The following is a 24,634-nucleotide window of genomic DNA, read 5'->3' as shown; positions in this document are numbered from 1 at the left end:
GAGAGAAGCCATGTTTACAAACGCTATAGAATGGGTCCAAGATACTTATGAGTTGCTAAAGGAGACCTGGAATGACAAAGGGCTAACGGGCAATGATCTCGATTTTGACCTCAAGACACATCAATATCCTTCGTTTACTGAAAAAATACTGCCTTATCAATATTTTGATGAGGAATCGAAGCTATTTTTTAACGAATACAACGCAGGATTAATTTATCGCATTATTCCTTTAACAGGTGCGAATGAACACATAGCGGAACAACTGGATACGCTGCTTCAATCTAAAGTGTCGCATGAGTTCACCTTACAGTTGATTTGCGTCAAACACAATCAAGTTGGGAATGATATTGAAGCGTTTACTTCCCAGTTTGCAAAAAGCGAATTTGAAAATTTAAGCCTGTTAGGAGATAACCTTAAGGCCTTTTATCAAAAAGCCGCCATCCATGGTTTTAAAACCAACACGATGCTTTCACCGCGATTAACGCATACAGATTGCTATATCGTTATTGATAAAATCAAAAAAGAATCCGAGAGTGATTTAAAAGCCTGTTTTGGCCAGTTTCGCGTTTCGTTTGAAGCATCCTTAAGTGCTGCAAAAATTGGATTCAAGCAAGCGGATGCAACTGATTTTTTGCATTTGCTTCACTTTTATCTGGATAATTGCCCTGATGTCATTACTCCACGCCCTGTGATTTATGATAAAACCAAATTACTCAAAGAGCAGGCACTGTCTCATGACTTTGATATTGAATTTAAAAATAATGAAGTAGTGATTAAAGGGGTTAATGAATCTGGGCGTGCTTATGAAACAGCAGTATCTGTTCTGACCATTGATCGCCTGCCTCGCCAGTATTGTTTATGGGAGAACATTAATAATACCAGCAATATTTTTCATCCTGATAAAAGAATATCCTGCAATCACATCATCTCGGTCATCTATCTGGTCGAAGAGCAAGGACGCGCTCAGGGTAGGGCGAATCGTAAAACCCGTGATTTGGATAAAAAATCTAAAAGTGATTACGCATTAAATGTGGCGGGAACGGAGGAGCAGGCACGGGTATGGCGTACCTTTCGTGATGATTTATCCTCACAAAAGACTCGCTCTGTAAAGATGCTTTATAACGTGGTTCTTTTTTCAAGACCTCATGAGAAAGAGCGTGATGTAGAAGCTGCTCGCACAGTATTTGCGTTTAATGACATTAAACTGGCATTGTGTAAACGCATGCAATGTCCCTATTTTTTAGTATCGATGCCGTTTTTTTTCACAGGAAATCTGGTTAAGGATTTTTCTCTTCCCACAATGATGTGGCCAATTTCTTCATGGAATGCAACTCAATACATGCCCATTCTTTCTGACTGGCGCGGAGTAGGTAAGGGTATCTTGTTGCCTACCATGCGCGATCAATTTGCCTGCATCGATCCTTTCTCTGGTGTATTTGGCAGCAATTACAACATGGCTGTCACCGGAACCTCGGGCGGTGGAAAAAGCTTTTTCATTCAGATGCTGATGCTCAATATCCTATTTAATGGCGGAGATATTTTCATTATTGATGTAGGTGGGAGCTATAGAAAACTGTGTGAGGCGCTCGGTGGGACTTATCTTGAATACAGCAATTTGGCGATGAATCCCTTTACCCATGTAACGGACATTTTACGGGAGATTGATGACATTATTGCCTTGTTTGAATTATTAACCTGCCCAACCAGCGGTGCTACAGATGACGACCGAGGCACTTTAAGAGAAGCCATTTTAACCGCTTTTGGAACAACTCAGAATCAAACACGCATTGATGAGGTTGCAGGAGTCTTATTGTCGTTGTACGAGCACGACCGCGAAACTTATCCTACAGCGCGCATTTTGTCTAAGAACCTCCAGCGTTACTGTTCTGCCTCAGAGCATGGCAAAGCGTTTAATGAACCATCTCAACTATCACCTGATGCTCGTATGATTGTAGTGGACTTAAAGGAAATTGAGGACAATCAAAGTATTCGCGCCCCTGTTCTTCTGTCCGTTATTTCCCAGTTTCAAAGACGTATGTTCAACTCAGACAGGAACAAACAAAAGATGTGCATCATTGATGAAGCCTGGTCATTTTTTACAGGAGATTCAATTGCGGTGAACTTTATTACCAAAGGCTTTCGTACTGGTCGGCGGCATAAAGCATCATTTGTCACGATTACCCAGGGGATTGAGGATTATTTCGAATTTTCAGAGGCGCGAGCCGCCTGGGAAAATTCCGCATTAAAGCTTGTTTTTTTACAAGAGGAATCACCGCTTTTAGAGCATCAAAAAAAGCATGAGACTTTTTCAGACTACGAGATGACTATTCTCAAATCATTCCCAATAGCGAAAGAAGCGGGTTTTTCTCAAGTCTTGCTGCGTGCTAATGGTATTTCCTCCTTTCATCGCTTGTTTGTGGATCCGTTTACTCGCGTGCTTTTATCTTCCGATGGTGATGATTATCAGGCAGTCATTAATTACGTGGCACAGGGACTGTTATTTCTTGATGCCGTATCGCGAGTGGCAAAGGAGCATTATGGGAGGTCTTATGCTGCTTAACCGATTCAAAACCATGCACTGGGTCTTTGCAGGAATTGGCGGATTAATTGGAATTCTGGCGGGTATTTTGGTGATGTGGCCTAAGCCTTTTCCTCTTTTGGTAGTTGACATGAATCGTGCCATTGAAGCGCCTTCGGTAATGCTTGCTCGTTCCAAACTGACTCATGAAGAACAATTAAAAATAATGGAGCGCTTTTCGCGCACCCTCCCAGAAGTCATCAAGGATTATGGAGCGTCACATCGGGTAACCCTTGTGAGTGCGTCCGTATTAGCGGGTTTCAAACCGTCCCATGTGGATGTGACGGATGAGCTTATTGCCTTGACCATAACAAGGATAAAACATGATGCAGGCTAGTAAACGATTGTTTCTCCTTATTCTAGGTTTTTTCTGTCTATTAGAACCTGTGAGTCATGCAAAAAATATAGGTCATTATGGTCAGACATTCCCTGTCAAAGAAGAGGATATAAGGAAAGTCATTATGAACAAACTCTATGCATTGCAGCAAAGCGGTGATTTAGAGCATGTTCAGCGCGATTTAGAGCAGAAAGCCGCACGTCAGGCGATGAGGCCAACCCCTTTGGCATTGAGCACGACTCGCAAGCCTAAGACGTTTCGCATTTCACCGGCAGTGACTGTATCTCATGATGTCTGGACACCTGATGGGCACTTAATTGCAAAGGCAGGAACTCGGATCAATCCATTTGAGCGCGTTCACTTCCTTAAAACCCTGATCTTCTTTAATGCAGATGACGCGGGGCAGGTTGCCTGGGTTAAAAAACATTACACCGACTTTAAGCACGTTAAATTTATTTTGACCGGCGGGGATGTTCGAGTTGCTGCAGAGCTTTTTGGTCGAATTTATTTTGATGTAAATGGCAACATTTCATCCAAACTTCACCTTCAACACGTTCCAAGCGTAGTCAGTCAGGAAGGTCTTGATTGGCAGGTCAAAGAAATAGGAGTGAACGATGAATAAACGATTCTTCTATTCGATTGTTGTGGGCTTATTCTTCATAGGTTCACTGCATGCATCACAATGTAAGGGGCATTTTGTCAATCCTATAACCGACATTTGCTGGGATTGTTTGTTCCCTTTAACCATTGGTTCCTCCGAAGTAGTAAAGAGCCAATATCCTGATACTAAAAACCCTGGCAGCCCTGTCTGTTCCTGCCCAAACAAATTACAGCTTTTAGGAGTGACCATAGGTTATTGGGAACCCTTTGCGTTAGTGGATGTGACACGAAAGCCTTATTGCATGGTGAATCTTGGGGTGCAATTACACATTAAAGATCAGGGGCTGGGTGGTTCACAAATGCCTGATACCGATGGGCGGGGCGCATTTTATTACGTGCATTGGTACAAATACCCACTGATGTATTGGCTGCAGGTACTCACTTCCATCGGCTGTATGGAGACACAAGATTTTGATGTGATGTATTTGAGTGAACTTGATCCAACATGGAATGACTCTGAGTTTGCTTTTGTTCTTAATCCTGAGGCCACTTTATTTACCACACCGCCAGTGCGTGCGTCTTGTGCTGCAGATGCAACCAAAGCATTGGCAGGGACGGCCATGGATTCTTTATTCTGGTGCATGGGCGCTCAAGGCTCTACCTATCCTCTCAATGGTTTTGTTGCCAATCAGGCAAGTCCCATTAGTGCCGCAACGCTTCTGACAGAACGCACCGACTTTAAGCTTCATCGCCTTGGAGCAATTAAAGATTCCGTTGGTAAAGATTGGCCTGCACTTTGTAGCACCTATCGCTCTTCCATTTTACCTAAAAGCCGGTATCGCTACCAATTAGTCAATACATTGCCTGATGCAAAACGCTGCCAGCCCTTTGGCCGTTCAGTCATTACCTGGGAAGCCGGACATACCTATCCTGGGGATGGGGATAATTTTGGTTTCATGATTTGGCGCAAGAGAAATTGTTGCTTTTTATAAGGAGGCCTTTCATGGCGCACTACATTAAAATCATTATTCTGTTTCTAACTGGGATTGGCGGATGCTTTGCAAACACTAATGATGAGTTAAGGCATTATCAAGAGGAGGGGGCTCACCAGGTATCAACCATTTCGAATAAGACAATTGAAACGTTAAAGCGCACGTCCTCACGGAATCAATCAGAGCACCAATTATTAATTGATACACTCATGCAACGCAGCACAGACGGTTTACAAAGCAATCAAAAACCGCAGGGAGCTGAAGGTGCCATTTTATTTGTATCCTTTTCCATGCCCGACTCACTTTTATTTGCATTGAGCGATGAAGCAGCACGGTTTCATATTCCCGTGGTCATTAATGGGTTAGTGGATGGTGATTTTAAACAGACCATAGAAACATTTAAACGTCTTAATAGCGAAGCCCAAAAGCAGCATTTGAACTTTAAGGGAATTTCTATTGATCCAGTCTGGTTTAATCAATTCCACATTACAACGGTTCCAGCGCTTGTAGTAACAGAGCCCTCCAGGTCTTGCGGTTCAGGGCAGCCCTGCACCAATCAACCGTTTGATGTAGTGTATGGCAATGCAAGCATTAAAAAAGGACTCGAGCTCATCGCCCAGAAAGGAGACGCAGGAGCGACATTAGCGGCCACCATTTTGGAGAAAGGCCATGTTTAGAAGTTTGTTGGCCATCGCCTGTATTTTTGGTTTTTGCACTTTCTCGGCTGCCAATACAACAGCCCAAGACTTTCAGAAATTAAAAGAATACGCAAAATCTTTGGGGAATCAACCACTGAGCGCCATGAATGAATTTAAGCCCCAGAATACCTTCAAAGACTATACGGAAACTCCCTCGCAATCGCTTCATTATCAGGGGGTTGAAACTGAAAAAACCGATTTAAGTACCTTTGCTGCCAATGCCTTACACAATGATGCCGGTGGACGTACTGTGACTGAGCATTTTGGTCAGCGCCAATTTGAAATCAATACCAAAAATGAAGCGATTAAAAACGCTAAATTAATTGAAGAAGAAAGTTATGCCATTACTCATGGACAATCCAATGAGCGAGTCAAATGTGATGAAAAACCACAGGCTTGTCAAATTAAATCGCATGAGGAAATCTGTCATACATCAAGGCAATTGCCCGAGCAGCAGTGTTTTAAAAAACGTAAAGTAACCGTGAATACCGAGCGTTTAAGTCAAAGAGCTGATTTTGAGGTATGGGTTCATAAAAAATGGACGGGGCTTATTGCGGTTAATCTTATAACGGGCGCCATGACCAATAGCGCAGGCGGGCACTTAACCAATCCTGTGAAGTTAAATCATCCCTGTGAAGAAATGAAAGCCACGGTTCACTCCATTTTAAATAATGGTGGTTCTGCTCATTGGGTGCATGTTGTGGGACTCCCAACTTGCCAGAATGGAGGCGTAATCACCTTGTATATTTCAGATAAGTTCAGTCGCTATTACCCAATTCAGGTGGCATTGACGATTAATGCCCATTCCAAATCCTATGTGGAAGAAGAGCACTGGGATAATGAATGCGCCACTCTTGAGACAAACAACCTATGTCAAAAAACACAAGAGCAGTGTACTGATTCCAATCCAACCCGTGTCATTAATGGTCTGCCCGTCACCCGTGATTGCTGGGAGCTTAATGCACGATACCAGTGTGCATCCGCTGCAGCCGATGAATGTAAAACGCAACGGGAAAAAGGATGCTTACAGGCAAGCTCGCGCTGCACATTAATGAACAATAATACCTGCTCGCTCTATGAGCAGGTATATCGTTGCGATGAGACAGTCTGCCCACAGCCTGTGGCCTGTGTGCGAGATCTCTTTTGTGCCGATGGAGACTGCACGGAACATGCAGCAACTCAGAATGATGGTTTTGGAGAGGCCATGGCACCCATGGCCGTTGCAGGGGCTGCTGGCGCTGAGTTTGGTAAAACGCAGGCTACCTTATTTTCAGGCCATCCTGTGCAGTGCAAAATCTGGGTTTGGGACATTATTGATTGTTGTTCGAATGAAGGCTGGGCTGACAAACTCCATATCGATTTGTGTCGTGAAGAAGATAAGGCTTTAGGCAAAGCCAAATTGAATTACCTGGCTCATTATGTAGGCGAGTTTTGCAGCCAGAAAGATCCCATTTTTGGCACCTGTCTGGAGCACAAACGCACCTATTGTGTCTTTGACAGCAAAATGGCGCGCATTATCCAGGCCGAAGGACGTTTAAGACAATTAAATCCCAACGCTTTAGGAGATGCAGAGCATACACGCTGTGCGGGGCTCAGTGTGAATGAATTACAAAGCCTTGATATGGGACGCATCGATTTTTTAAACCCTGTGTATCCATTTCCCCAGGGACAGCCAACAAAAGAAGCAGGAATTGTAGGCGATGTCGTTTTAAATAGCCCCGACGCTTCAAAAACCATGGATGAAATCAAACGGCGAGTCCAGAAAAAGGCGGAACAAAAATGAGATTATTCACTATTATTTTAATGTTACTTTCCATGCCGGTCATGGCTGATTTAGTAAGTCCACCCGCTCATGGGTTTCATTGGTACAGTACAGAAAACAAAGAGCATCAGGTGAAACCTGTTCAAAATCCAAAGGTATCAAAGCCTTCGCTGACTCCTTATGAGCAGCTCATGGAAGTCCGCAAAGCCACAATGAATAAGCTCGCAACGGCATTAATTGCCCCATCATTTGATGCAACCTATGAGTACATGAAAGCCCAGCAGGTGTATGCCAAAAACAATCAGAAATTTGTCCAGTACTGGCAACAGGTTCTGTTGTCTCATCCTGAGCTGGATCATTCCTTAAATTTTCCAACCGACAATACGGCTGTGGCCATTCGCAATGATTCAATGAATCTTTTAATGGAGAGGGTAGTCAGAGAAGGGGCGAAACGTTATGGATTAATCCTTTTTTACAAAGGGAACAGTTCCATTTCGCAAAAATTCATCACTCATCTTGTTCCATTCGTCAATTTGACCCATTTTTCCATGATTTCAGTCACGACAGATGGGCAACCTATTGAAGGTCTGCCTAATCCTAAAAACATACCTCTTCATGAAATACAAAAAACAATGAATTTGCAGTCACGCTACATGCCTGCACTGTTTCTTGTTGATTTAAAAACACAACACATGTCGCCCTTGTCCTACGGATTTGTCTCCACAACCGAATTAAAGGAACGTCTGCTGGATGTGGCGACTCATTACAAACGATACAGCTATGAGGGGTTTGAAGCATGATTGTTCGCATCATTTTTTTACTGCTTTTTTCTGTAATTAGTCCTTTGCACGCCAATGTGGCAGTTGAAGAACTCAATGCACTGTTATTGAAAAAGCAAGCCCCTAAAGCTTTTGCACAAAAGGAATCAGCTGAAGCTAAAGATTTATCTAAAAATTATTATTTTGCATTTATTTATCGAAGCACCTGCCCACATTGTAAAAAATTCTCCCCTGTATTAAAGGATTTTTCAGAAACATTCCATATTAAGGTTCGTGCTTTTAGCCTGGATGGAGAATCCCTGGATGGACTCGATACCACACCATTAACACCTGAACTTTTTCAAACGTTCTATGTATCAGGAGGGTATAAGCCTACGGTTCCCGCCTTGTTTTTAGTCAATCGACATACCCTGGAAGCCTACGCTGTCTTGTTTGGAGAAGCAACTCCTTATCAGCTGGCACAAAGAGTTCATGAATTAAAGCAACACATTGAGGAGAAATTTAATGATTAGAGCTCTTGTGCTAGCCGTTGTTGCGTCTTTTACTTGCGTGGCAGGAAATGGTGTTCATGCATCAGCCAGTGCCGATTTAAATCATTTTTTTAATAATCTTGGTTATTCTGCGAATGTCACAGGTAGCCATTCCTATGAATCACAGGCAGCAGGATTTGCATCATTAGGCTCAGTCTATGCCAGAAATCAAGTGCGCTCCATTCAGATAGCTCACGTTGATGTACCTGGTTTTCGCTCAGGATGTGGCGGAATTGATATTTTTGCAGGTGGTTTTTCCTTTATTAAATCAGAGCAGATAGTTTCATTCATGCAGAACATTTTAAGTAACGGGGCAGGCTATGCAATGAACCTGGCACTCGAGACCGAGCTGCCTGAAATTGCTCATGCCATGCAGTACATGCAAAAGCTGGCAAATGACATTAATGGAACTAATTTTAATTCGTGTGAGATGGGAGAAAATCTGACTGCAGCGCTTTATCCCAAAAATAGAGCGGCACATCAGCGTTTGTGTGAGGACATCGGGCGTAACCGTAATGTATACACCGATTGGGCAGAAGCCCGACATAAATGTTCGACAGGAGGGGAGATTGAAAAACGATTGGAACAGGCAAAAAACGATTCAGAATATAAAGACAGGGCTCTTTTGAATACCAACGTAGTTTGGGATGCATTACAACTGAATGAATTCATCAAATCAGATACAGAAATTTCAGAAGTCTATATGTCGATTTCAGGAACGCTGGTATTTGATGCCAAAGGAGGGATGCAAACGTACCCCTCTTTAGCGACTAATCAGGATTTTGTAAAAGCCTTGCTTTATGGAGGCAAATTGCCCAGCTATAAATGTACTGATTCGAATAAGCCGATGAAATGTGTTGCCATCAATGTGAAAGGAAGCCAGGAGATTAGCAGTAAAGACGCTCTGGTATCTCAAGTACAGGCCATCCTGCAGGGAGTTTATGAGAATATCAAATCAGGGACAGCCTTAACGCCCCAACAAAAAGGGTTAATTGAACTCACCCAGCCGTCCGTATTTCAGCTTATTTCAGCCAGCGCACAGCAGAATATTGGCATACAAAGCAGTTATGAGCTTGCCCAGAGTGTAGCAACGGATTTGCTTGCCCAATATCTTGCAAACTCACTTGAAGTGATTCGAGCATCCCTTGCAGGGCGTGATATAGGAAATGCCCATGAAGAAAAACTATTTAAAAATCTGCAGGTTGCACAACAATTTGTAGATAATTTTAATAGCGAATCAAGAGCACGTTTTAATGCGGCACTGACCACCAATCAATTGGTTCAAAACAACGTGAAGCAGGCACTGAATGCCCTTAATCCCATCTTAAGACAATCCTATACCGGAGGCGCACAATGAGCCCATTATTAATCTATACCCCACAAAATGGGATTTATTTAAAAGAGCTGCTTGATGGTATGGCCACTTTGCTTACTGAATCTACCTTTAGTACGGCGTGTGACATTATCATGATTCTATCCGTTAGTATGGTCGGTTATCAGTTCGTGATGGGGAAAAAGCTCGAATCATTAACTCGCTTTATGCTGACCACCTTTTTAGTCATGTATTGCGTGCTGGGCATTAAAGTGCCTGTGGCTATTATTGACATGCAGACAGCCGAAGGAGCAGGGGAAGCCTTAACGGTTGATCATGTACCTCTAGGCGTTGCTTTACCTGCCTCATTGATTAGTGGCATGGGGTATGGAATTACGACCGCCTTTAGTGATGTATTTCACATGCCAGATAGCCTGGAATACAACAAAACCGGAATGATTTTTGGTGCAAGAACCTGGCTGGCCGCAACTCAGACAAGACTCTCCATGTCGCCTGATTTGGCACAAGACCTATCGTCCTTTATCCGCCAATGCGTGTTTACGGCAAAACTTTTGGCAAGCCATCAATTAAGCCCTCAAGAGCTGACCCAAAGTGCTCATCTTTCTAAAACCTATTTTGAGGAGCCCTCACCCATTTATCGGGTGATTCTGCATAATGGAGTCAATTTAAGTTGTGGTGACGCGGCAGCCAATTTGAAGACTCGACTGCCCATTGCAGCGAAATTGGAGTTGGAGCGTCTTAATCATCTGGTAACCACAGGCGCTTTAACATCACGCAACACAGACAGCAGTTCGTTGCCTGGCGAAAAGACTTTTGGTGACAGACTGCAGGCCGCTCACAAATATTACATGAACATTACCGAAGATGCTGCCGAAACACTCACCCAAAATATCTTAATTAATGCGACCCGAGATGCCGCAGCCGATGCTTTTGCTTTTTCAGGAGCTGATGCTGCACTCATGAATTACACCAATACGGACAGCACCCAAAAAATGCACATCGCTGAAGCCAATAGCTTTTGGCTTGCAGGATTTCGCCTGCCTTACTATATGACCGTAATGTGGATGTTGACGCTGTGTATCTTTCCATTAGTTGTTTTGATTTCATTTTTTCCGACCCTGAGTAACGCTTATTTCCTGTGGGTGCAATCTCAAATCTACCTTTGGTCATGGCCGCCGATGTTTATTATTTTTCATTGGTTTGTTTCCATGGCCTCAAGTACTACCATCACTTTGTTTGGTCAAAAAACAGGAGGAGTGACCTTCTCTAATATCGATTCATTAGCCAGCATGCACAGTAATTTTGCCTATACGGCAGGTGCATTGGCTGCAAGTGTTCCAGTTATTGCCCTGTACATCACGAAAGGATTAGGACAGATTTTAAGTACATCCTCCCAGCATTTTGGTGGTATGGCGCAATCTTTGTCAGTCAGTGAAGCGCAATCTGCAGCTGCAGGTAACATCTCAATGGCAACTTACAGCGGTTGGAATATGAACTATGAAAATACCAGCGCTAATAACGTTTCGGCTAACAAGCACGATACCAATTGGACGAACATGCATGGGATGCACACGGAACAATTGGGAAGTGGTGTGCTTAAGACTACCACAAGCCATGGGGATGCTGTTTTTGACGTAAATCCTGGGATGTCACGAGGACCCGTACACATATCAGATACAAAGGCCATAAGCGGCTCTTTAAATCAGGCTTTTGAAGAATCCAGACAGGCTGCAGCCAATGAAAGTCAGCATTATCAAACGTCCTTGTCCAGTTTTGCGCACAGTGCCGTGCAGTTATCTAAAATGCAGGGGCATGATATGCGTTTGGGCGATGGAGTGTCTGAAAGTGAATCCGGTCAATACAGCCAGGCATTATCGACCATGACGCACATTGCCTCGGATGTAGCTAAACGCGAAGGGATAAGCCAAGAAGATGCGCTGGCTCATATGACCGCTGCTGGATTAAATGTCCACGCCGGAGTTGCAAGTGAAAAAAGCATGCTGGGAAGCATTGGGCGGTTTGCTTTTGGAGCAACAGGAGGTGCTGATAGTCATGCCAAGTTCGATCGGTCATCAACAAGTAGTGATCGTTACCATGAAGGGACGGACAGTAGCATGTCAGCGAAGGAAGCAGAAGACTTTAATCAGGCGCTTAATTACGTGAGCCAGTTTGCACAAAACCATCATTTTGATAACAGCCATTCGGAAGGGGCAAGTCTTTCGAATCAAATGGGTACCGATTTAAGGGAGGCGCAAACGGCAAGCCAAAACTACGATGCCTCGATGTCTAAAGCCGCTCGCATTAGCACGGCCAGGAGTTATGTGGAATCAAACGCTGATCAAGTTACTACCGATCTAAATCAGGCCTTCTCGAAATATGTTGCCAGTCGAACTGATGAAGTAACTCGTGATGCGTTGTATTCCAATCCTTCAGATCTGGCTTCGTTAAAACAATTACAAACGCTAGCTAATGAGTTTATCCATGAGCAACGAGAAGGTTTAATCGCACGATACGGCAATGCTTCTAAAAATGCTCGGATTGACTCCTTTTATCAGGATGCAGCAAATCCATTAAGTACAAAAGAGTCACAAATGAGAGCTGACTACCACAAAAACAGTAATGCATTGGAGGATTCTGGAAGGACTATGAGAGTTGGCATGGATGCATCAAGAGCCAAAAGTATGCAGCAAAAAATTAATAATCAGGTAGATGCGGCGGTAAATAAAACAAGCAGTGGAGGAGGGCGTTTAAAGAGTCAATACCAGCAAGCGGTTGAAACAACAAACAACGATGTAGGCGAAGGTAAAAAACTGGGGCAAACCAACGTGGCTATACCCGCCTATTTTACTAAATGGGTTGATCATCATGATAAATCAGCCCCAAAGAAGGAGCTTATCCATGAATAATGAAGAAATGAATTCACAAGAATTAAAAGAGGCCATCGCCTTGGATATAGAAACATTAAAAACATTGGACGTGGATATTATGCCGGCCAAGGAGTATTACCAGGCGAACAGGCGTTTGTTTTTGCATGTTTTTTTTAAACTATATGGAACAATACTTCTAGGATTTTTACTTCCACTTCCTTTTTATTGGAACGTGTTGATGGTGGAGACTTCAACGCACGAGCTCATCTACATTTTTTTCTGGCTGCCATTAATGGCTCTAGGACTGTGCCTTTTTGTTTTTCTATTCATTTACAGCTCATTAAATCAATACATTTTGATTGACTATCAATTGAAACACAAACTAAGAACAGGCTCATTGATTGTAAAACAAATAAGGCGAGCTGGGACTATAGCCTATCGAATATTTGCGGGGATTGTTTTGATTCCATCACTGTTCTTGTTTCCCAGTGCTGCCTTCTTCATATCCTTTGGCGCTTTTTTCATCAGTGGGATTTTAACGAGCATCCTTGTTGAAATGGAGCTCAATAGGATAGGCATCAGCGTGCTGTTTACTCTTATAAAGAATTATTTTGATAAGGACAAAAATGCCAGTGCGGCAATACCCTTAAAATAAAAAAAACACATCAAAAAGAATAATTTTTAACCACAAATACAAGCAGTGGAAGCCGCTGCTTTGCCCAAAACAAGCAGGAGGAAGATAAAATGAGTCATGAATCCAATTACAAACATTATACCCGGGGAGGCCAGATCTCATTCCATAATCTGCGGATGTGGTTTCAGATTAACAAAGCGCTCTTTCATGTTTACTTATTCATTTGGGCAGGGTTAAGCATTGTATTGACCGGTATTTTTGCGCCACATGGAATGATAAGACAGACGGTGTCCTATCACGCGGCTCACTTTTATCACCTGGCAGGGGTGCCACATGTATTTTCTATCCCTGTTAAAGGGGGGTATGCATCACAAACTGTCGAGCAGCTTCTCCACAATCACTATTTTTCTGCTACCTCAGATCGTTTACTGACCTTCTTGTTACAGTCAACTCTATGGAGTTTTCCCTTATCGTTGATTGTGGCACTTTTGGTGAGCCGATATTTCATTTATCGAGGAAAGGTACAAACACAAAACCAATTTATACGAGGGGCGAGTTTAGTCCCATCAGAAACACTTAAAAAACAGATAATAAAGCAAAGAAAAGCATCTGATTTACATCTTGATGGATTCCCTCTTTTGCAAGGCTCAGAGGTACAGCATTTATTAGTACATGGTACGGTCGGTATGGGAAAAAGTCAGTTCATCATGAAATTGATGGATTGTTTACGTGCGCGTGGCGACCGAGTCATTGTTTATGATAAGGGGTGCACGTTTACTCAGGCGTATTTTCAGGAAGGTCATGATGTCTTGCTCAATCCTTTTGATGCACGCTGCGCTAATTGGGATTTATGGCTGGAAGCCCCAAAAGATGAATTACTGGAAAATATGGCAGAAAGTCTTATCCCTATGCATGGAGAAAACGATCCGTTTTGGGTTAATGCAGCACGTACCGTGTTTGCCTGTCTTGCAAGTCAAATGCGTGAGGATAAAGAACGTTCCTTATCCAAGCTGTTAGGGTTACTTGTAACTGGCGAGTTTAGCGAGTTGGAACCTTATCTCAACGGTACAGCCGCAGCGACTTTGGTCAGTAATAAAATAGAAAAAACAGCCATCTCCATTCGCTCTGTCATTACAACCTACCTTAAATCAATGCAGTCGTTAAGTGGGCTTGATGAGTCTGGGAAGCCTTCCTTTTCCATTCGTGATTATCTGTTAAATAAAGATTTGGAGGGCTGGCTTTTTATATCAAGCAATGGGGAGCAACATAAATCTTTAAAGCCGTTGATTTCGATGTGGATTGCCATGGCATCACTGACACTCTTAAGTTTGCCAGAAGACGCGAACAGGCGAATTTGGTTTATTTGTGATGAATTACCAAGCCTGCACAAATTACCCTTATTGGGTGAAACCATTGCTGAAGTCAGGAAATTTGGCGGCTGTTTTCTTCTGGGAATGCAGAGCTTTAGTCAATTGGAGAAGGTATATGGGCGTAGTGGGGCAGCTGAAATTTTTGATTTGCTTAATACCCGAGCCTTTTTTGCAAGCCCAAGCCATGAAATGGCGCAACTTGTCAGTAAAGAGCTTGGGGATGAAGAAATTGATGACACCCGAGAAAATTACTCTTATGGAGCCAACTCCATTCGTGACGGTATTTCATTAGGAAAAAACCGTATAACACGCCCCTTAGTAACCTATCCTGAAATTATGGGACTTGATCCCCTTACCTGCTACCTGCGTTTACCTGGTCAATATCCTATTACTAAATTGGAACTTCTCTATCAAAAACGAAGTGCAAAAGCATCAGGTTTTTTACCTCGAACCCTACCGCTTCCTTCGGCCTGTAATGCAACTCTTAAAAATACTGCTGTTGTTAATGATACGGCAGACAGCCGCTTTGATGCTCAAGCACCAATCAATAAGAAACGTGTCGAACGTGAGTGCGATATGGAATCCATTTTTTGATAGAGGAATAAATCATGTTAAGTATGCAAGTAAAACCTATTACTAATCCCAAGTATTATTTTGATAAAGAAAATTATTACTTTACTAATCAATTAACCACCGAATGGGTTGGCTTAAGTGCTGTACGTCAAAACCTATCTGGAGAGGTCAACGTACTCGATCTTGAAGCCGTTGTTGGCGGTACATTACCAAGCGGTGATGTCATTGGTCTGAAATCTCTTAGTGGTGAAATCAAGCATCGTGGTGGTTATGACTTGACCTTTTCCGCACCTAAATCTGTGTCGTATCTTGCGCTGGTCTGTGGGCATAAAGAATTTGTTGATTTGCACTTAAATGCGGTGAAAACCGTATTGAAACTCATTGAGAGGGAAGCTGCAGAAGCGCGAAAGTCAGGGAAAGAAGGCATAGAGTATGAAAAAACTGGCAACCTGTGTTTTGCAACCATTCTTCATGACACCTCGCGAGAGCAAGATCCCCAACTTCATGTGCATGCGCTGTTGATGAATTTAACTGAGCGTCTTGATGGCAAGTGGCGTGCACTGGCTTCTGACATCAGTCGCAATCACGGAACCATGGAATGGATTATGGATAACCAAATCTTTTTAGGCCTTGTGTATCGTTCTGAAATTGCTCTTGGTTTAAAAAACATGGGGTTAGAAATAGAGCAGACTGGTGATGCGCATGGTTTATTTGAAATCAAACATTTTGATAAGGAACTCTTGGCGCAATTGTCCAAACGTCGCGCTCAGGTTGAGGAACAAATAAAGGGAATGCACTCTGATTCTCTAAAAGCGTATGACCGGGCAACTTTGGATTCCCGAAAAGCAAAAGAGACGACCGATCCCGAGGTATTGCGTGAACGTTGGAACAAAGAAAGCGAAGATTTGGGTATTAATCCATCGACTTATTTAGCTACTTTGAAAGAACAAACTCATGCGGCACACTCGATAAAGGATACTCAAATCAAGAGTCAAGAGTTTGGAATGGGTGTGTTTGATGCCATTGCTCACTTAGAAGAAAAAAAACTTAAGTTTACTTATCAGGAGCTATTGCAGACAAGCCTTTATTTTTCATTGGGCGAGCAGGGGTTTGATGCGCTGATGTCTCAGATTGAACAGGCGCTTGGCACACAACAGCTTATTGCTCTTGATACAGAAGATACGTGTTTTACAACGCATAAACTCATCTATAAAGAGCGTGAACTTATTAAAAAAATCTCAGACTTTACGCCACAAAAAAATGCCATAGTTCGCGATATGAATAAGGTAAAGGAATTAACGAATAATGAGTCCATTCAAAAAGGGGTTACACAGGCCTTATCTCATAAAGAGGGGGTTGTTCGAATCAAACAAGAAAGTGCCACATCACGAGAGCTTCTAAGCACTTTAATCGATTATGCGCAAAATTCAAAAAAAATTAGAGTACTTGCTCCATCAACTCTTTCTGCACTAAGCATTAATAAAGATATGGCCAAATCAGCGCCCTCATTGTGGCAATGGATTTTATCTATTGGAAAGCAGGATTTGTGCGAAACAGTTGCAGGCTTTAATTACCGTCATGACTCAGACCATAGACTACCTTTTTTTAAAAGTAAAAAAGAGCGAGAGCTACTTATTGTGGATGAGTCACAGCGCCTTTCTCCTGACGAGATGAATACCTTATTAGCTATCGCAGATAGGCGTGCGGCCAAAGTAATTCTTCTGGAAAAATCACACTCATTAAACGGCTTTAAGTCAGATATACCAGGTCTTCTTGATAAAGCTTTTGTGAAAACATTTAATGTCGAACATAAACCGTTGCGTACCTCCAATGTCAATCTGATAGAAGCGCGAGAAAAAGATGCTCGTATTTTAAAAACAGCCGCGCTCTATAGTGCCCTGCCATTGAATCAAAGGCAGAATACCCTGGTATTAACTGCATCGAAGCTGGAGGCAAAAGAAGTTAATGAAACCATTCGAACAAAGTTAAAAGAACAAGGTGAGATTTCATCGGAAGAAAAAATTATTAATACGTTGACCCGTCTCTCACTTACGGACAGTGAAAAAAAACTGGCTAAAAGTTATCAGAAAGACTTGGTATTAATCCATAACACTCGCACAGAGTCTAAAAAATTCACCGTGATTAGTGTTAATGAGAAGGATAATCTGCTGGTTGTGCGTAATCACAATGGGGGAATCTCACAATTACCTACTAAAAATATTACAGGTTCCATGCAGGTTTATGAACAAACGCCACTCTCTATTGGGATAGGTGAACAATTGGTGGCCACGGGAAGCCTTTCCTTTGAGGGAGTAAAAATGGGTACTCAGTATGAAGTATCCGCGTTTACACGTCATGGAATAAAGATAAAGAATGGAAAAAATACCATTCACCTAATCACGAGTACCGACAAACATCTTCCTCTCAATTATGCATATGCCAAGACCATGCATGCTCATGATTTTAAGCCTGTTGAAAGAACGCTCGTTACTCTACCAGCCTATGCTCTTCGTCAAAACACCCTGTCGTTGTTATCGGAATCAACTAAAGAAGAGTTAATGATTATTACCGATGATGTGGATAAGGCTAACCGATACGCTTTAAGGACCACCTCACAAGGTTCTGCAATATCCTTAACTTTAGAGGCTGCCAAAATGAATCATGGAGCACAAATTATTGACAACGTAACCACCGGTGAGCTGTTAACATCACTTGAGAAAGCCCTAGTACTTTTGTCCGGTGAAAAACCAATAAAAAGTGATGCAGAAAAAGCACTGCAATTTGCTATAGCCCATCTTTCAGAGAGAGAAGCTGCATTCGAAAGGGAAGAAGTACTCAAGGTGGCACTGGATAAGGCTATTGGGAAGTCAGGCTTTAACGAATTGGATACTGTATTAGATAAGGTAATAAAAAGCGGTGATTTAATTTCTGGAACCCAGAATTTGTTGACCACCAAAGAAGCTGTTGTCTTTGAAGAATCCATTGTGAATACAGTTAAAGCGGGAATAAATACGCTTAAGCCACTGATGAGCAATGAAGAGGCACTCCAAAAATTAGATCATGCGAACCTTACAAAAGGTCAAAAAGAAGCCTGTGAGTTAATCACGACCACATCCGATCAGTTTATTATGATTCAAGGCTATGCAGGCACTGGAAAAACAACCATGACTCGAAGCGCCATCGACAGCATACAGTTTGCAAAATCAATGGTTCAGGAAGATATTCATATCATTGCTGTAGCACCGACACACCAGGCCGTTAAGGAAATGAGGGCATTGGGGATCCAAGCACAAACATTAAAGAGTTTCCTTATTGCACAAGACCAAGAGTCTACCCTAACCAAAGATTCGCTGGTATTACTTGATGAATCGTCTATGGTATCCAATCGAGATTGTGCGAGCCTAGTACAAAAAATTCAAGCTTCGGGTGCACGTTGTGCGTTACTAGGCGATATTAGTCAGCATCAGAGTATAGAAAGTGGAAAGCCAAGCAAAATATTGATACAGGAAGGGAGTATACGTGTTGCCTGTATGGACGACCTGGTAAGGCAGCAGGTTGTAGGATACAAAAAAGCGATTGAAACCTTGATTAGTGGTGATACTGATAAAGCATTAGTTCAATTAGCAGATCTACCCTTAGTCGATATTGAGCGAACTAATGCCGATAGTCTTTACCATAAGATGAACTCGTCAATTATTGAAACAAGAAACGCGGAACAAAACGCGCTACAACAGACTAATAATATACAAGACTCTAATGAAAATACTCTGGAGATATTAAAGCAAAAGAGCCCAATTGAAATGGCAGTAGGGGACTATTTATCCCGTACTCCGGCTTGTCGTGATAAAACCATTGTTATTATTCATGAAAACAAAAAAAGAGAATTTGCAAATACCCTTATACGGGATGCTCTAATGGAAGAATCTTCTATAGGCTCTGAAAATAAGTCATTTCCTCGGTTATTAAGTACTAACTACACCACCGCAGAGCTTTACTATTGTGAAACATATCGTGATTGTTTAAAAAAAGATGGGGAGTTTTTTTTAAAAAGAGGAGAACACTATTTCAAGGTGGTTTCTGTGGATGAATCCGCTAAAGTTGTAGTTTTAAATGATACGAAAGGTAATAAAACAGTATTTATACCTGAAAAAGAAAATAAGGATTGGAAAATCGAATTGTTTCAATCGAAGCCAGGAAAAATCTCTGTTGGAGAAAAAATACATTTTAAAAAATCCGATAAGTCTTTAGGACGTTTTGCTAATGAAAGGGTGCAAGTAATTGATGTAAAAGACGAGTCCTTTACAGTAAAAGACAGCAGTGGAGCAAATCATGTATTACTAAAAAAGGAAATGAAAGATTCACATTGGGATTACAGTTATACGGCTACGAGTTACTCTATTCAAGGCGCATCATCACCTTTTGTTATCGGAGTAGCTGAAACTGGGAATGATAAGGTAAATCATTTACGCTCGTTCTACATCATGGTAACACGTGGCTCACAGCATGCCATGATTTACACGGATAATTATAAGAAATTGCAAGAACAACTTCGTGTAACTCCAGAGAAAACCTCTGCATTGGAATCATTAAACCGTCTTAATACTGACTATACAACTAAAGCACTTAGTCCTCCATCAGCGGATCCAACTTCGTTTAATTTCAATCCTATAGTAAAGAACCAGAGGCCTCATTATGATGCCAATATCGTGTCAGAGAATTTATCACATCATGCGGAGCTGGTTATTGAATCCTTGCTTGGAAAACCTAATCCAGCTTTATCCTCAAAAGTTAATTATCGTTATGGCACACATGGCAGTTTAAGCTTTTGTTTAACTGGAGAAAAAAGAGGAACATGGTTCAACCATGAAACCAATGAAAAAGGAAATTTACTTCATTTAATTCAAAATACATGCAATCTAAACTTTAAAGAAAGTCTTGAATATGCGGCAAAATTAACAGGTGATGACTTAAAAGAAAGTATTAAAGCTATGGGAGAACAGCAGAATCATTTTAAAACGAAACATACTATAAAACAGGATAAACAAAATGAATATGGCATGCAATTGATTCGAGAATCCAGGCCTATAATAGGCACGATTGCAGAAAAGTATTTAAAAGAAATTAGAGGAATACACAATATTTCTGGTGAGAATCTTCGTTTTCATCCGAAGGTATATACTCATAAATCTGAAGAAATAAAATACAGGCCAGCTTTATTAAATATTGCGCGCGATAAAAATAATAAGGTGGTAGCAGTTGAGGCAATTTACCTCGATAAAGACACAGCTAATAAACCTCTAATGAACATAAAAGACAAGAGATCATATGGTTCAAAAAATGGAGCAGGGGTTATCTTAAATGAAGGTCAAGGAAAGGAAAGTGTCACCTACATTGCCGAAGGCGTGGTCACTGGATTAAGTATTCGAGATGCCGTACAAAATGAACGCGTCATAGTCTCTCTTGGGAAAAGTAACTTTCCTAGTATTCATATGGATTTACTCACTGATAAAGTGGTTATTTGTCTTGATAATGATGGAAAACCAATTAAGGAAGACAAAGCAATCATTCAAACTATTGAACGATTAAAACATCATGGAAAAACCGTTGAGATTGCCATACCCATACGGGAAAAAGATTTTAATGATGTGAATAAATCCAGTGGAGTACAAGGTGTTATTGATACATTGAACAAGTCAGTAAGTATTGAAAAAATGCTTGGTACTAATAACAAAATCGATGTGAATGAAGACCAAATAAAGAAGTGTCTTGAGACAATTTCTCGGCAATTGAAGATAGAAATACCTGAAAATAAAAATCCATCCATAGAAAAAACAAGAACGTTACAACGAGAAGAAATGGAAATTTATTAGTAGTAAATTGGGGTGGTGGAATCTATTTACTATAAGTTAAATATATTTTCATAGATTTCATCACGAATAATTTTATTAAATTTATATTAATTAAGGTTCATTATGCGCGATTCCATACACATTTTCATTGCATTTATTTTCGCTTTTATAGGCACATTTATTATGATGAATGGGTCATTAAATTGGCTCTTAATAACTCTATTCATGAACATAAATGTTATTAAAATACCGGTACTATTTATTATGATCATACTTATTTGTAATAAAAAGATTAGGCGTACTTGAAACAAATTAATAGATACACATGGCTAATAATTATCTGTTACTTAGCTGGAACCTTAGCTATGGAATATCAGAGTTATAAGTTAAGTGTACCTTTAGAAGGAATTTTTATGACACTTCCTTTAGTACTAGCATTTGTTTATTGGTCACAAAGAAACAATAAACTCTTGTTATTAAATGGTTCTGAAATTACAAAAAAAGAAGGGTTTAAAATTGATTTATTCCTGATAACCTCTTCATTTCTATTGGCTGGGTTTGTTTCATTAATGATGGATTCGAATAATAGTGATCTTAGAGATTTTTGGCCTTTTTTAATTTTTTTTGTCAGTGCATTTGGATTTATATTCTCATTGATTTACTCACTATCAGGGCTTGTTTTTAATGACAGTCATAAAAAATACACTATATTTTTTTCAGTAGCAATTATCTCAATTTATAGCTTATTAAGCGTTTCTCCAAGAAAAATAGAGGTTTTTAATTTAGTGGAAATTGAAACCATTTATGCAATATCAATCCTATTATTGTCGCTTCATTTAGGTTTTCTAATTGGCTTTCAATTAAAAATTAAGCTATCAAAAAGCTAAAAATATGTATGAAAATACATTCAAGGGTTTCGCTATAGAAGCCCCTATTAAACCATTCAAATGTTATTTTGTTAACTCATATAATCATCTTAATGACTTAGTTATTGATATAGCCATCAACAAAATTATCTACTTTTTTCTTAAGTGCAGCTATATGTTCATCTGCATTGACCGCTCCATCAGGGAGTTTGTTTTTATCATAAACGCAACGAAAAATATCAGCACTGACCGCGAGCAATCTTAACAGATGAGTTGTGTGTTGCTTGTTCAATTCCTCTTCTTTTTCCAATCGTCTTTTTTCATCCTCGCTCATCGTAGGATTCTCTTTATTATGGAGATAAACTTTGATCCCCAACTCAATTATTTCTTTCATGGTTTGAGATGATGAATCATGTCCTTCATCTTTTTTTATTGATTCGAGCTGGTCGATTGTTTTTTGATTTAGATAACAATAAGCCTTGGGCATAAATTCCTCTGGTTAATTCAGAATGCACATTCCGCACATCGTTTTTGATACATTATAGAGAATTGTACCATTTAATAATGGGTGTGGAATAGGTGTCTATTAGCTATTTAAAGACTTTTATATATTAATAAATAGGTGTGGATTAGGTGTTGAATTATTTTAACTTATTGATTACTATATAAGAGTGCATCCACACCTAATGGTAATTAAGGTGTTGATAAAATATAAAATGCAAAATTATAGCTAACTATCTGAATTATAACAGAATTGTTTTAGGCAATGACCATTGCGAGGGGTGTGTTCTTTTTTAATTTAATCATTCTTTTTGTATGGGCATTTAACTGGGAATTTTAGTATTATTTATTTAAATTAATATTATGAAAAGCGCATAATAATTGCGTGCTTGTGATTCACAGTATTCTCTTAACCATTTACTCAATAGGGATATTTATATCATGAATATATTAAAAAGATTTCTGAAAAAAATTGCTAAAATCATTCATTTTAGACCCTATAGTGAATGGACTGAAGAAGAGAAGGCTGTGTATGCTAAACGGCATTCTTTTCATTCTTACTCTAAATCAAATGATACAAAAATTAATCCTGCAAGCGGCCTGCCAATGATTGGTTGTCTGGATGTAAATGGCAATACATTTGGATCTAACAGTTCATTTGATGATTATTATAGAAATCATGACAACAATTATCGTAGTTATTCATCTACAAATTATTGCAATAGTTATGATCCGTTTGCCAATCGCTATTAATTGTTTCGATTTGTATTTTTATGTCCTATTTTTACTGATATAGTAAACTAAATTTTTTATAAAATTGATGTTAATTTTGGAGAATACCATGGCTTTAATTAGTGCAAAAAAAACACCTGAAAAAGAAAAAATTAAAATCGAAATTAGTAAAGACATTTACTCAGAAATAAAAGAATACTGCTCATGGGTTGGCATTGATGATATTAGCTATTTTTTTGAAGAGTCCTCCATCATGATCTTTTCTAAAGATAAAGAATGGAAGCAACATCGAAAAGAGAAGAAACAGGCTATTGAATCCGTTTAGTATTGTTCCGCATTAGGATTTAATTTAGTAAATATACAATTAAAAAAAAAGGATATCCGAGTGAAAAACCGTATTAGGACTACATGTAAATACATCATACCACTAACTATTATTGGTCTATTTGGTTATCACTCTTATTCCGTTCAATCAAAACTAAATCAAAAAGAAAAGCAAACCTATATATCTCTAAAAGAGTTGTCCGAGATTGCCGCGAAAATTCATGGTGTTGAACCTCCTTTTCTGGATAAGGTCATGATAACCATTGTTGATTGGTTTATCCCTATTCCGTTTATTAATAAAAATGAGTCTCTAAAACTGCTGGCCGAACATAAAAATGAACTCACATCAAAATCAAAAAGAATTTATGTGTCAGAAAGCAAGATGGGGGAAGTTGTGGTTACAAAAAATTTTAATTTCACCTCATCTGATATTAAGGAATCTAAATCGATACCCATGGGTACAATTTTCAGCGCATTCGTCATGGCTCCTTTTCATGATTCTGATAATCCAAATCAATTACGATTTAAAATAAACATCAATTCCATGTCTTGTACGGCAATTGCGGATTCCATTTTAAAAACTGATTATAGATCAGGAAATATAGTTGCAAAAATTAGCGGCATAAACTGCGCCAATGAGAACTCAAAATCGATACCCTTAGAAGCCGTGGGATTGGTATCAGGTAGGGTACTATCCTAGAATGAATATTAGATCCTTACAAATAAAAGCACATTCAATAATGTTATTTTTTTCCTTAATAAAAAGGAAGGTGGGGTTATTTTTAGTCATTATTATTCTGATTAATATTAATGCTATTTTTTCTTACATCAAGAATTTTTTATTTTTAATCATCAATAAATTGGAAGCTCTAATTTTAGATCACAGAATTTTTTATTATTCTGTGATCCTATCAATTAACATACTATTAATTATCAACGCATATATAAGATATAAAACCAACAAAAGGAGACAAAAAGAATAGAAAAAAGTACCACTTATATTCCAATTAATTCCCAATCCCCAAAGTACCCCTCTTTGGTTTTAATTAAATCCTCATAAACACGCATCTCTAAACCATCAGCAATCTCATCCCAACCGGTTACTTCCTTGGCTATATTAAAATAATCATCATTAATAAAAAACACTCTAGGAACTCCGTATGTCCAGATAATGCCATCAACACCAAAAAGTGTTGCTCCTTCAAAGCCCCAATCATCCATTTCTTGTTCTGGGGTATTGCGTCCGTGGTATAGTCTTAATTTCATCAATGTTCCTTTTATCTTGCTATTGTTAACACGCTATTTTCAA

Annotated in this window: 19 protein-coding genes; 17 read left to right on the top strand and 2 right to left on the bottom strand. The window is 40.0% G+C overall.

All coding sequences use genetic code 11. The annotated features are described in order from the left end of the window. Window positions 1-10: 10 nt before the first annotated feature. The 14 genes from traC to OQI99_RS15425 all read left to right on the top strand — a co-directional run bounded on the left by traC (window position 11) and on the right by OQI99_RS15425 (window position 21,789). Window positions 11-2,560 carry a type IV secretion system protein TraC gene (gene traC, locus OQI99_RS15490; protein ID WP_021460421.1) on the top strand — a complete coding sequence of 850 codons (2,550 nt, stop codon included), beginning with the start codon at window positions 11-13 and terminating at the stop codon, window positions 2,558-2,560. Continuing rightward, entirely contained in the window at window positions 2,550-2,915 is a 366-nt protein-coding gene (locus OQI99_RS15485) for a TrbI F-type domain-containing protein (RefSeq protein WP_080282391.1), read from the top strand. The genes traC and OQI99_RS15485 overlap by 11 nt, the downstream gene beginning before the upstream one ends. Continuing rightward, on the top strand, window positions 2,902-3,537 hold the full coding sequence (gene traW, locus OQI99_RS15480) for a type-F conjugative transfer system protein TraW (RefSeq protein ID WP_021460423.1): 636 nt from the start codon (window positions 2,902-2,904) through the stop codon (window positions 3,535-3,537). The genes OQI99_RS15485 and traW overlap by 14 nt, the downstream gene beginning before the upstream one ends. Further along, window positions 3,530-4,507 carry a conjugal transfer pilus assembly protein TraU gene (traU, locus tag OQI99_RS15475; RefSeq protein WP_021460424.1) on the top strand — a complete coding sequence of 326 codons (978 nt, stop codon included), beginning with the start codon at window positions 3,530-3,532 and terminating at the stop codon, window positions 4,505-4,507. Before traW ends, traU begins: the two co-directional genes overlap by 8 nt. 11 nt (window positions 4,508-4,518) lie before the next feature. After that, window positions 4,519-5,184, top strand: coding sequence for a type-F conjugative transfer system pilin assembly protein TrbC (gene trbC, locus OQI99_RS15470; RefSeq protein WP_021460425.1), 666 nt, complete (start codon window positions 4,519-4,521; stop codon window positions 5,182-5,184). Beyond that, the gene (gene traN, locus OQI99_RS15465; RefSeq protein ID WP_021582610.1) at window positions 5,177-6,988 is read left to right on the top strand and encodes a type-F conjugative transfer system mating-pair stabilization protein TraN; all 1,812 of its coding nucleotides are present in this window, start codon (window positions 5,177-5,179) and stop codon (window positions 6,986-6,988) included. The genes trbC and traN overlap by 8 nt, the downstream gene beginning before the upstream one ends. Next, a complete protein-coding gene (gene traF, locus OQI99_RS15460; RefSeq protein WP_021460428.1) occupies window positions 6,985-7,767 on the top strand; it encodes a type-F conjugative transfer system pilin assembly protein TraF in 783 nt (260 codons plus the stop codon). The genes traN and traF overlap by 4 nt, the downstream gene beginning before the upstream one ends. Next, window positions 7,764-8,258, top strand: coding sequence for a type-F conjugative transfer system pilin assembly thiol-disulfide isomerase TrbB (gene trbB, locus OQI99_RS15455; protein ID WP_021582611.1), 495 nt, complete (start codon window positions 7,764-7,766; stop codon window positions 8,256-8,258). Before traF ends, trbB begins: the two co-directional genes overlap by 4 nt. Next, the gene (locus OQI99_RS15450; protein ID WP_021582612.1) at window positions 8,251-9,633 is read left to right on the top strand and encodes a conjugal transfer protein TraH; all 1,383 of its coding nucleotides are present in this window, start codon (window positions 8,251-8,253) and stop codon (window positions 9,631-9,633) included. Before trbB ends, OQI99_RS15450 begins: the two co-directional genes overlap by 8 nt. Next, complete coding sequence (locus tag OQI99_RS15445; RefSeq protein WP_058393172.1) at window positions 9,630-12,515, top strand: conjugal transfer protein TraG N-terminal domain-containing protein; 2,886 nt, start codon at window positions 9,630-9,632, stop codon at window positions 12,513-12,515. The genes OQI99_RS15450 and OQI99_RS15445 overlap by 4 nt, the downstream gene beginning before the upstream one ends. Further along, entirely contained in the window at window positions 12,508-13,131 is a 624-nt protein-coding gene (locus OQI99_RS15440) for a hypothetical protein (RefSeq protein ID WP_019350437.1), read from the top strand. The genes OQI99_RS15445 and OQI99_RS15440 overlap by 8 nt, the downstream gene beginning before the upstream one ends. A gap of 89 nt (window positions 13,132-13,220) precedes the next feature. Next, window positions 13,221-15,074 (top strand): type IV conjugative transfer system coupling protein TraD, encoded by a 1,854-nt coding sequence (traD, locus tag OQI99_RS15435; protein ID WP_021582615.1) that lies wholly within the window; start codon window positions 13,221-13,223, stop codon window positions 15,072-15,074. Window positions 15,075-15,088: 14 nt separating this feature from the next. Next, window positions 15,089-20,923, top strand: a complete 5,835-nt coding sequence (traI, locus tag OQI99_RS15430) for a conjugative transfer relaxase/helicase TraI (protein WP_058393173.1) — start codon at window positions 15,089-15,091, stop codon at window positions 20,921-20,923. Between the two features lie 281 nt (window positions 20,924-21,204). Further along, the gene (locus OQI99_RS15425; RefSeq protein WP_131795757.1) at window positions 21,205-21,789 is read left to right on the top strand and encodes a hypothetical protein; all 585 of its coding nucleotides are present in this window, start codon (window positions 21,205-21,207) and stop codon (window positions 21,787-21,789) included. A 97-nt stretch (window positions 21,790-21,886) separates the two neighbouring features. Here OQI99_RS15425 and OQI99_RS15420 read toward each other — a convergent pair whose 3' ends face one another. Further along, window positions 21,887-22,255: a hypothetical protein gene (locus OQI99_RS15420; protein ID WP_025520174.1), complete on the bottom strand. Its 369-nt coding sequence runs from the start codon at window positions 22,253-22,255 to the stop codon at window positions 21,887-21,889. Window positions 22,256-22,710: 455 nt separating this feature from the next. Here OQI99_RS15420 and OQI99_RS15415 point away from each other — a divergent pair, with 455 nt between their 5' ends. From OQI99_RS15415 to OQI99_RS15405, 3 genes are all read left to right on the top strand, one after another. Further along, window positions 22,711-23,022, top strand: coding sequence for a hypothetical protein (locus OQI99_RS15415; RefSeq protein ID WP_021460687.1), 312 nt, complete (start codon window positions 22,711-22,713; stop codon window positions 23,020-23,022). Between the two features lie 88 nt (window positions 23,023-23,110). Further along, window positions 23,111-23,326 (top strand): hypothetical protein, encoded by a 216-nt coding sequence (locus OQI99_RS15410; RefSeq protein WP_021582697.1) that lies wholly within the window; start codon window positions 23,111-23,113, stop codon window positions 23,324-23,326. Between the two features lie 60 nt (window positions 23,327-23,386). After that, entirely contained in the window at window positions 23,387-24,025 is a 639-nt protein-coding gene (locus OQI99_RS15405) for a hypothetical protein (protein ID WP_021460685.1), read from the top strand. A 296-nt stretch (window positions 24,026-24,321) separates the two neighbouring features. Here the strand turns inward: OQI99_RS15405 and OQI99_RS15400 are convergent, their stop codons facing one another. After that, complete coding sequence (locus OQI99_RS15400; RefSeq protein ID WP_021460508.1) at window positions 24,322-24,591, bottom strand: hypothetical protein; 270 nt, start codon at window positions 24,589-24,591, stop codon at window positions 24,322-24,324. Between the last annotated feature and the right edge of the window lie 43 nt (window positions 24,592-24,634).

This window comes from Legionella sp. PATHC039, assembly GCF_026191275.1.
Lineage (GTDB): Bacteria > Pseudomonadota > Gammaproteobacteria > Legionellales > Legionellaceae > Legionella > Legionella pneumophila.
Note: the sequence above shows the minus strand (reverse complement) of the source record. Positions and strands in the feature narration are given on the sequence as shown.